The organism is Noviherbaspirillum aerium (assembly GCF_008929045.1).
GTDB classification, from domain to species: Bacteria; Pseudomonadota; Gammaproteobacteria; order Burkholderiales; family Burkholderiaceae_D; genus Noviherbaspirillum; species Noviherbaspirillum aerium.
The window spans coordinates 1-9,764 of sequence record NZ_VFAH01000053.1 but is presented as its reverse complement, the minus strand read 5'-3'; the positions used below and the strand labels follow the sequence as shown (position 1 = coordinate 9,764).

8 protein-coding genes and 2 pseudogenes are annotated in these 9,764 nt (G+C 60.2%); 4 read left to right on the top strand and 6 right to left on the bottom strand.

Annotation, left to right across the window (positions count from 1 at the left end; genetic code table 11):
• A pseudogene (locus tag FH061_RS29830) lies at positions 1–276 on the top strand (TRAP transporter substrate-binding protein); the annotation flags it as partial.
• Between the two features lie 343 nt (positions 277–619).
• On the opposite strand, the gene FH061_RS29825 reads toward FH061_RS29830, so the two are convergent.
• From FH061_RS29825 to kdgD, 6 genes and pseudogenes are all read right to left on the bottom strand, one after another.
• On the bottom strand, positions 620–1,306 hold the full coding sequence (locus tag FH061_RS29825; protein ID WP_151639459.1) for a FadR/GntR family transcriptional regulator: 687 nt from the start codon (positions 1,304–1,306) through the stop codon (positions 620–622).
• 533 nt (positions 1,307–1,839) lie between these two features.
• A pseudogene (locus FH061_RS31410) lies at positions 1,840–2,211 on the bottom strand (DDE-type integrase/transposase/recombinase).
• A 227-nt stretch (positions 2,212–2,438) separates the two neighbouring features.
• Entirely contained in the window at positions 2,439–2,744 is a 306-nt protein-coding gene (locus tag FH061_RS29810) for a hypothetical protein (RefSeq protein ID WP_151639457.1), read from the bottom strand.
• 461 nt (positions 2,745–3,205) lie between these two features.
• On the bottom strand, positions 3,206–4,114 hold the full coding sequence (locus tag FH061_RS29805) for an aldose 1-epimerase (RefSeq protein WP_192805331.1): 909 nt from the start codon (positions 4,112–4,114) through the stop codon (positions 3,206–3,208).
• Positions 4,115–4,121: 7 nt separating this feature from the next.
• A complete protein-coding gene (locus FH061_RS29800) occupies positions 4,122–5,555 on the bottom strand; it encodes an aldehyde dehydrogenase family protein (RefSeq protein WP_151639455.1) in 1,434 nt (477 codons plus the stop codon).
• Between the two features lie 69 nt (positions 5,556–5,624).
• A complete protein-coding gene (gene kdgD, locus FH061_RS29795) occupies positions 5,625–6,536 on the bottom strand; it encodes a 5-dehydro-4-deoxyglucarate dehydratase (protein WP_151639454.1) in 912 nt (303 codons plus the stop codon).
• Positions 6,537–7,415: 879 nt separating this feature from the next.
• On the opposite strand from kdgD, the gene FH061_RS29790 reads away from it, so the two are divergent.
• The 3 genes from FH061_RS29790 to dctP form a co-directional block, all read left to right on the top strand.
• Complete coding sequence (locus FH061_RS29790; RefSeq protein ID WP_151639453.1) at positions 7,416–8,210, top strand: NAD-dependent epimerase/dehydratase family protein; 795 nt, start codon at positions 7,416–7,418, stop codon at positions 8,208–8,210.
• Positions 8,211–8,233: 23 nt separating this feature from the next.
• The gene (locus FH061_RS29785; RefSeq protein ID WP_151639452.1) at positions 8,234–9,133 is read left to right on the top strand and encodes an SMP-30/gluconolactonase/LRE family protein; all 900 of its coding nucleotides are present in this window, start codon (positions 8,234–8,236) and stop codon (positions 9,131–9,133) included.
• Positions 9,134–9,222: 89 nt separating this feature from the next.
• A partial coding sequence (gene dctP, locus FH061_RS29780) for a TRAP transporter substrate-binding protein DctP (protein ID WP_225984981.1) occupies positions 9,223–9,764 on the top strand: 542 nt, incomplete at its 3' end.

Sequence of the window (9,764 nt, the reverse complement as noted above, 5' to 3'; positions counted from 1 at the left end):
GTGCTGCTGTTCTCGAAGAAGGTATGGGACGGCTTGTCCAAGGACGACCAGGCGCTGATCCGCAAGGCGGCCAAGGAGTCGGTGCCGGCGATGCGCAAGCTGTGGGACGAGCGTGAAGCCAAGGCGCAGCAAGTGGTCAAGGCCAGCGGCGCGCAGATCGTGACGGATGTGGACAAGGCCGGTTTTACGGCGGCGATGAAGCCGGTGTATGAGCGCTTCGTGACCGACCCGGCGCTCAAGGACGTCGTCGCCAAGATCCAGAAAAGCGCAAAGTAAGCATAGCTTTGATGCCGTTGCCCTGATCGTCAGCAGTCATGCATGCTGCTGACGGCGGTTGCCCAGGCCGGCAACCTGGCAGCGCGCTTGAGGATCGTCACCGCAGAGCCGGATGCCACCAGCACGTTGAATTCCAACCATGCCAGCGCATAACTGGATTCGCTCCGCTTCCTCCGGCAACGCGACAGTAAAGAGTCTCTCCCAAAGGGGTTTAGGTCATTCCGAAAGTCGGAATGACCTTTTTTCATTGATGGCACGAACCGTACGCCCGCACGCCCTTATGGCCGCGCTGCAGGCTGCGCGGGCAGGAAAGTCGTGGGGCCGCCCCCGGCCTGCCGTCAAATCAATGGTTACCGGATTGCTGCGGCGATGACTCGCCGTAGAACATGCGCTTCAACGCCTGATCAAGATGGGCACGCATCGCATCGCGCGCCGCCTTGCTGTCCTGGCGGATGATGGCATCGACGATGGCCCGATGTTCGCGCTGCACCAGCATCTGCCGTTCCATGCTCTTGTCGCGCGACAGGTTGCGCGACAAGGCAATGCTGAAGCGTGTCTGGTTTCTGATCGAACTCAGCACCGTATGGAAAAGTGGATTCTTCGAAGCGGCGGCGATGGCGAGATGGAATGCAAAATCTTCTTCGGTGCCGACGGCATTCATGTGGATGACCCGATCAAGGCTTTCATACGCGGCCTCGATTTGCGCGAGATCCTTCTCGTCACGCATCCTTGCCGCCATTTCCGCGGCGCCGCCTTCGATTCCCAGCCTGAACTCATAGCAGCGCTGGATATCGGACAGGCTTTCGAGTTCGGCAAACTTGAGAATGGGCTGGTTGGGCGGACGGCCGACATAACTGCCCGACCCCTGCCGCGACACGATCAGGCCGCCGACACGCAGCCGGGCCAGTGCCTCCCGTACGGTCGGGCGCGACACCTTGTATTTTTCGCTGAGGGCTTCCTCGCTCGGAAGCCGCTCTCCTTCTTTCAGTTCGCCATTCATGATGGCCCTGAAGATGGCGCCGAACATCATGTCGGCCAGGTTTTCACGCTTTTTGATGGGGCACTCCGCTTACGAAATGATGGCAAGCCTGTGGCTTGCGCACAGCAATACCGGGACAAGCACCGGTATTGCGTCGGCATTGCTTCCAATAATTAAGACGAAGTATACCCTTTTCCGTATGTCAAAAATGAAAACCGCCCGGCGTCTGCACGCCGGGCGGCTTCTTTGAGGACTGCCACGTTTTATTTCTTGGAGATTGCGGCATTGGCCAGCAGGGCCAGGCGCAGGGCAGCAATGGCGGAAAAGGAAAGCAGGGGAAGATATTCGCTGAACATGGTTGGCTCCTAAAAGTGTTTTGCTGAAATTATCTTAACCAGCGGGGAGTTATAAATCCAATTCCATGTGCTGATGTCTGCCATTCCCATGGTGAATGTTTCGGCGTCCCTGAATGACGCCAACTGCATCTTCGGCACGTGCTGTTATAAGTGGATATAAGCACACGTTAAAACGGTTCTGTTGCGATAAGGATGTCAGCACAAGAGAAAATGCGAGGTGTCCGTCGTTCAGGCGGCCAAGGGATAGAACTGGCCATGCGCATGGTCTCGATACCGGCAAAAATCCTGGTAACAGACCGGAAACAGACCGGAAACAGACCGGAAGAATTTGAAGCCGAGCATGGGCCGGATGATGCGTTTGATTGCTCTATGGTCCTGTTCGATGATGTTGTTCAAGTATTTCACTTGCTTAGCTCGATCGGTGCACCGGTATCGGCTTGAATGCTGCGGACGGCAGCCGTGTTGGCACCGCTCCTGTCGATGGTGATCTTTTCAGGTAGGCCGTACTGACCGATGGCGCCTTCCAAGAAGGAGGCGTGCCGCCGCCGGATCGCGTCTGGCGGTGAGCAGGAAATCCATGGAATGGCCTTCTTTATCCACTACGCGGTACAAGTATTTCGATTGTCCGTGGAACTTGACCTGGGTGTTATTCAACGGCCGGTTGGCGCCAACTGGCCGCTTGCGGCGACGGAAGGTCGCAGCGGGAACCGGCAGGATCTTGGGGTCTAGCGAAGGACTGGAAATAGACAGGACAGGAGCCTGAGAAAATTATCTACGTGGGTCATGTCCAGTCGGCCAAGAAACGGTTCTCCACCAGACGGCGGATTTTAAATATCGTCTGGGTCCTTGGGTGCCGGCTCAGGTGGTGCTGCTCCACGAGATGGCGCATTCTCGACATCGTCGGGTTCCGGCTTGGGTGCCGGCTCAGGCGGCGCTGCTCCACGAGATGGCGCATTCTCGATATCGTCGGGGTCCGGCTTGGGTGCCGGCGCGTCCGGTTTGCTTGTCTTGTGATTGGGGTCATCCGCCCTATACTGGGCAGACGGATCATTGCTGCCGCCATGAATCTTTGTCATCTTTTGCTTCTTTCTGATATTTGATTGACTCTGTAGTTGGAAAATGACCTGCTTCAAGGTATCCGCTTACCATCAGCATTGTTTGCCTTCATGTGTCGTGCAAGCTTTGCATTGCCCTCATTGAGTTGATATGAGGGATGGTTTGATGGACGGCGCGGACTAGAGATGAGTGGAATGGAGTCACAATCCGGTTCCCGACGCTACGCACATGCCTTAATGCGGGAATGCCTATGTGCCTCCGACTCAGGTTGGAAAGGCAGCTGAGGCAATGCCATGCGTTCTGTTGCGATAGGAAAGACAGGGCGAGAGACGTGCGCGGTGTACGTCGTTGAGGCCGCCAGGAGTAGAATTGGTCTGCCACGGACGCAATTCGACAATGGAGGCTGGCAATTATAGTTCCAAGCGAGCGTGCATAAAACCAGGAATGCCGCTAATCAAACGACAAATATTTGCGGCGAGTCGAGCTTGCAAGGGACAGCGCCACAACCCGGCCCGCTTGTAAAACGGAGCAGTTTGGATCAACTGCCGTGTACGCAGATCTCCATTGCGATTTCCATGGAGTCCTGAGGCTGCAGGACTAACACGCCGGTATCGGTATGGCCTTGCGCCATGAGGTTCATGCCGTTGTTGACATGACTGACCGGTTCGAGCGCAATGAACTCGCGTCCATCGGAAGGACGGAACACCACCAGGGACGCCAGCCGTTCGCAGCCACCGATCGTAATCCTGCGGCGACGTGCCGGATGTTCCAGAACGGCGTTTCCGTTCCAGCCCTGGAAGCAGTTATCGACCGCGAGAGCCTGCGTCGGCCGGCTGTTGCTGAAATTCCAGCTGCCTTGCGCCGGCGCCGACTCGCGCGGCAGCATGTGCTCGTCATTGAGCCAGACGCGCTGCGCCTCGAAGCTCACGCGTGAATCCGGATCGATGTTGAAGAAGGGATGCCAGCCGCCGCCTGCCGGGAATGGGGCGGTGCCGGTATTGCGCAGCGAAAGCCGCAGATGAAAAACGTTCTGCTTTAGGCTCAGCTCCTGGCGCACCGTGTACGGGAACGGCCAGTGTCCATCGCCCGCATGTACCAGCGATACGCCGAGATGCTGTTCCTGCAGTTCATCGATGCGCCATGCCTGCATCCATGCATTGCCGTGAAAGCTGTGAGGCGCGCCCGTACGGTTGCTGTCGAGTTCGAACGACCGGCCGTCGAAGGCCAGTCGCCGAAAGCCGATGCGGTTGGAATAGGGGATCATCGGAAAGCAGCCGAACTTCATCGTCTCGCCCCCGGCAATGTCTTCCTCCGCGGTTGCCCGCAGGATGTGAAAGCCTGTCGCCGGCTCGAACAGCCGCGCTACCGCCGCGCCGTGACGCGGGCTGACCCATGCCTCGAGATGGCGGTTGCGCAGCTTGACCAGCTTTCCGGTATCCCCGACCACGATGCGCTCAACCGATGTAAGCGGTTTTGACCGTGGTATAGAACTCGCGCGCGGCCTTGCCCTGCTCGCGCGGACCGTAGCTCGATCCCTTGCGGCCGCCGAACGGCACATGGTAATCGACGCCGGCCGTCGGCAGATTCACCATCACCATGCCGGCTTCGGCATGGCGCTTGAAGTGTTCCGCATACTTCAGCGAGGTGGTGGCGATGCCGGCGCTCAGGCCGAACTGGGTGTCGTTGGACGCAGCCAGCGCTTCATCGTAATCCTTCACTCGCAGCACGCTGGCCACCGGTCCGAAGATTTCGTCGCGGTTGATCTGCATGTCGGCCGTCGTCTCGGTGAAGAGCGCGGGCTGCAGGTAGAAGCCATTGGTCTCGCGCTGCAGGCGTTCGCCGCCGAATACCAGCCTGGCGCCTTCGCGCTTGCCGATTTCGATGTAGCGCAGGTCCTGGTCCAGCTGCGACTGGTCGACCACCGGGCCGATGTCGGTGCCCGCCTTCAATGCATGATCGATGCGCAGCGTCTGCATGCGCTCGTGCAGCGCATTGACGAAGCGGTCGTGGATGCCGTCGGTGACGATCAGGCGGCTCGACGCGGTGCAGCGCTGACCGGTCTGAAAGAATGCGCTCTGCAGCGCCACGTTGACCGCGACATTGAGGTCGGCGTCATCGAGGATGATCTGCGGATTCTTGCCGCCCATTTCCATCTGCAGCTTTGCCAGGCGGCCAACCGCCTGCGAAGCGATGCGCTTGCCGGTGCTGACCGAACCGGTGAAGGTGATGGCATCGACCTGCGGCGATTCGATCAGCGCGGCGCCGATTTCAGAACCCTTGCCGATCACCAGGTTGAATGCGCCTGCCGGGAAGCCGGCGCGGGAAATGATTTCCGACAAGGCCCATGCGCTGCCGGGCACCAGCTCGGCGGGCTTGAACACGACGGCATTGCCGAAGGCCAGCGCCGGCGCGATTTTCCATGCCGGGATCGCGATCGGGAAATTCCAGGGCGTGATGATGGATACCACGCCGATCGGTTCGCGGGTGACTTCGACGCGCACGCCGGGGCGCACGGAATCGATCAGGTCGCCGCTGGCATGCAGCACTTCGCCTGCGAAGAAACGGAAGATATAGGAAGCGCGCGCCACTTCGCCGATGCCGTCGGCGAGCGTCTTGCCTTCTTCACGGGCGAGCAGCGTGCCGAGTTCCTCGCGCCGCGCGAACAGTTCGCGGCTGACGAAATCCAGCGCGTCGGAACGCGCCTGGATAGTCATTTTCGCCATCGCGGGTACGGCCTGGCGTGCCGCGGCGACGGCCTGGAACGCCTGCTCGGCGTTGGCCTGCGCGAATTCGCCGATCACGTCGGCAGTGTCCGACGGATTGATGTTCTGCAGGGTGCGCGCACCCTGCACCCACTCGCCGGCGATGAAGTTGTAATACGGTTTCATGTTGCCCTTTCAATCAGGTGAGGATGGCGCACCGCCATGCGGATGGACGATGCGCTCTACGCGATGCGCTTATTGCGCGCCGAGGCGGGTGATCAAGTCGCGCAGCGTTTCGTATTCCTGTTCGTTGCAGGAAGACAGCGGAGGACGGACCTTGCCGCCGCCGTGGCCGACGATCTCGACGCCGGCCTTGATCAGGCTGACGGCATAACCCGGCGTCTTGTTGCGCAGTTCGATGAACGGCAGGAAGAAGGTATTGATCAGGTGGTCCACGGTCGCGTCATCGTTCTCGCGGATCGCGCGGTAGAAATCCATCGCGGTCTTCGGAATGAAGTTGAACACGGCGGAGGAATACGTGGTCACGCCCATGGCCAGGTAGGGACGCGCGAATACTTCCGCGGTCGGCAGGCCGCCGAGGTAGACGAAGCGGTCGCCGAGTTTCTGGCGGATGGCAACCATCAGGTCGATGTCGCCGAAGCCGTCCTTGAAACCGACCAGGTTGGGGCAGGCATCGGCCAGGCGCACCAGCGTCGCCGGCTGCAGCTTGCACGGGCCGCGGTTGTAGACGATGACGCCGATCTTCACCGATTCGCAGACCGCCTTGACATGCTGGAACAGGCCTTCCTGGCTGGCTTCGCTGAGATAGTGCGGCAGCAGCAGCAGGCCGTCGGCGCCGAGGCGCTCGGCTTCCTGCGCATACTGGATGGCGGTGCGGGTGCCGTAGCCGGTGCCGGCGATCAGCGGCACGCGGCCCTTGAGGCGGTCGACCGCGGTCTTGATCACGCTCGGGTATTCCTGCTGGGTCAGCGAGAAGAATTCGCCGGTGCCGCCCGCGACGAACAGTGCCGTGGCATTGTAGGGAGCCAGCCATTCGAGGCGCTCCGCATAACTGCCGGCGTTGAAGTTGCCGTTCTGATCGAAATCGGTCACCGGGAAGGAGAGGAGGCCTGCGCCAACGGCGGCTTTGAGTTCAGCTAATTGCATGTTCGTTGCTCTTTTCAAGGTTGAGGAAAACTTGCACGCTGGCAAATCGGAGAGGCGCCGATCAGCCTGTGCGGAGGCGCACAAACGGGCAAACTTGGATAACGTCACACATCATACAACTTAAGGGGAAACAAAACAACTACGCATCTCGTAAAAGTATTAAAAGCACGGCCGGTCTTTAATGGGCCATTAAATCTGGAGTTTATCGCGGTCCCGGCAAGATGGAATCTTGCCGGGACCGAGGGCGGGAGAGGGCGGCCATTGTCTTTTGCCGAGTTGTCCCGGTTCGACGGGAGGCGCATCACGTGCGGTGTCGGGTCGGATGTCAAATCAAGTCAGATCGGCTGCCTCCGCTGATAGCCGAAACAGCCATTTCCGACCCAGGGGCTGAACGCTCCGCCCAAGGTCTGGGCCGTCGGTCTCACAGGAGAAGATCGCTTGACTCTAAAAGAGCGCTCCCACGGTTTCTGGAGGCGAGCGAGTTTATCCGGTGCCAATCAAGAAGGATAAGTTCTAATGCGCCCGGCTTGTCGCTTCGGGGGCGGGCAAGTCGCTATCCGCATCAATGAGGAGGTGTAATCGGCACGAATTTTTGGCCAGGAATCGCTATTGCCGCGTCCGAAGCGGCCTAACAAAGTAGGAACAATGCGGTAAAGGGCCAGCACGCTATTCCGCGAAATTGCCATTCGCGCAAGGCATGTTTCAGCGACTCCGACCGACAAAAAACATTGTGACAATGCTTGACATTTTACATGCGCCTCCGGTAACCTCCGTCATCATACATCTTACATATAACAAGTTGCGTTGCGGAGCGCTGTTGTGCCTGGGTTTTGGGGCATGCGGCCGCAATGCGGCACGGCCAATACAAGGAAACAGTCAATGATGAACAGACTTCTTATCACGGGTGCTGCGGGAGGACTGGGGAAAGTGCTGCGCGAGCGCCTTGCGCCCTTCGCGAAGACGCTCCGCCTGGCGGACCTCGCCCCTCTCGGCACGGCGGCGCCCAATGAAGAACTGTTCCAGTGCGACCTCTCCGACGCCGCGGCCGTGCATGAAATGATGATCGGTGTCGACGCCGTGGTGCATCTCGGCGGCATTTCCGTGGAAGCGGCATTCAAGCCCATCCTCGATGCCAACATCGTCGGTGTATTCAATCTCTACGAAGCCGCGCGCAAGCTGGGCGTCAAGCGCATCGTGTTCGCCAGTTCCAACCATGTGATCGGCTTCTACAAGCAGACGGACAAGCTCGACGCGGATGCGCCGATGCGCCCGGACAGCCTGTACGGCATCAGCAAGGGCTTCGGCGAACTGACATCGCGTTTCTATTTCGACCGCTACGGCATTGAAACCGTCTGCGTGCGCATCGGCTCCTCCTTCCCCGAGCCGCTCGACCGCCGCATGATGTCGACCTTTCTCAGCTATGACGACCTGACCGAACTGATGCGCTGCGCGCTGGAGACGCCGAATGTCGGCCACACCATCGTGTACGGCGCCTCCGACAACCGCGATTCCTGGTGGGACAACAGCAAGGCCGCGCATCTCGGCTGGCAGCCGAAAGACAGTTCGGAACCGTTCCGCGCCAAGGTCGAAGCCCAGCCGCCGGTTGCCGCCGACGATCCGATGATGATGTACCAGGGCGGCCGCTTCGTGACCCACGGTCCTTTCGACGCCTGATCAGGGCGGGACGGAGTTCAAGCATGAACAATCCACACATCAATCTCGTTGCCGACGTCAGGAACGGCGTGGGCGAAAGCCCGATCTGGGACGCGCAGACGCAATCCCTGTTCTGGGTGGACATCCCGGACGGCAAGCTGTATCGCTGGACGCCCGCCGATAACGCGGTCAAGTCCTGGCAGGCGCCGGAAATGATTGCCTGCATCGGACTGGACGGCAAGGGCGGCTTTGTCGCAGGCATGGAAACCGGCGTGTTTTCGGTGCAGTTCAAGGAAGGCGACAGCATCGGCGTGCGCCGCATCGCGGCGGTCGAACATGCCGATGCGCCGATGCGTTTCAACGACGGACGCTGTGACCGCCAGGGACGTTTCTGGGCGGGCACCATGCACCTGGACATGTCGCTCGCCCGCCAGGTCGGCGCGGTGTACCGCCTCGACGGCAGGGGCCTGGTCTCGCAGATGGAAAACATGATCGTGCCCAACGGCATGGCATGGTCGCCTGACGGCCACACGATGTATCTCTCGGATTCCCATCCCACCGTGCAGACGATCTGGGCCTTCGATTACGACACCGATGACGGCGTGGCGACCAATCGCCGCGTTTTCGTCGACATGAATCCGTATCCCGGCCGCCCCGACGGCGCCGCGGTGGATGCCGACGGCTGCTACTGGATATGCGGCAATGACGCCGGCATGGTTCATCGTTTCACGCCGGAAGGCAAGCTCGACCGCAGCGTCGAACTGCCCGTCAAGAAGCCCGCCATGTGCGCCTTCGGCGGCAAGAACCTTGACACGCTGTTCGTCACGTCGATCCGGCCGGACCATCCTTCGGTGGCTACCGAGCAGCCGCTGGCGGGAGGCGTGTTTTCCTTCAATCCGGGTGTAACGGGGATTGCCGAGCAGGCGTTCTCCTTCCCGGCGTAAAGCCCCGCAGTTTCAGGGCTTGGTTTCAGAACCAGGTTTCAGGATTCAGTTTTAGCGTTCAGATTTTAGATAATAGAGGAGACTCGAGCATGAGCACCGCATTCCAGACATTCAAACGCACCGCCATGGCCGTGGCCCTGGCCGCCGTCGCCCTGACCGGCCACGCCAAGGACTTCCGTTCCGCCGACGTCCACCCCAACGACTATCCGACCGTCGTCGCCGTGGGCCAGATGGGCAAGGTGCTCGCCGAGCAGACCAAGGGCCGCCTCGGCGTCAAGGTCTTCGCCAACAGCTCCATGGGTTCGGAAAAGGATACCGTCGAGCAGGTCAAGATCGGCGCGCTCGACATGGTGCGCATCAACAGCGCCGCGCTGCATGCGATCTCCCCGGCCATGATGGTGCCGTCGCTGCCGTTCCTGTTCCGCTCCACCGCCCACATGCGCGAAACCCTCGACGGTCCCATCGGCGACCAGCTGCTGGCCTCGCTGGAAAAGGAAGGTTTCGTCGGCCTGGCCTTCTATGACAGCGGTTCGCGTTCGTTCTACACCACCAAGAAGCCGATCAAGACGGTGGCCGACATGAAGGGCCAGAAGATCCGGGTGCAGCAGTCGGAGATGTGGGTGGCGATCAT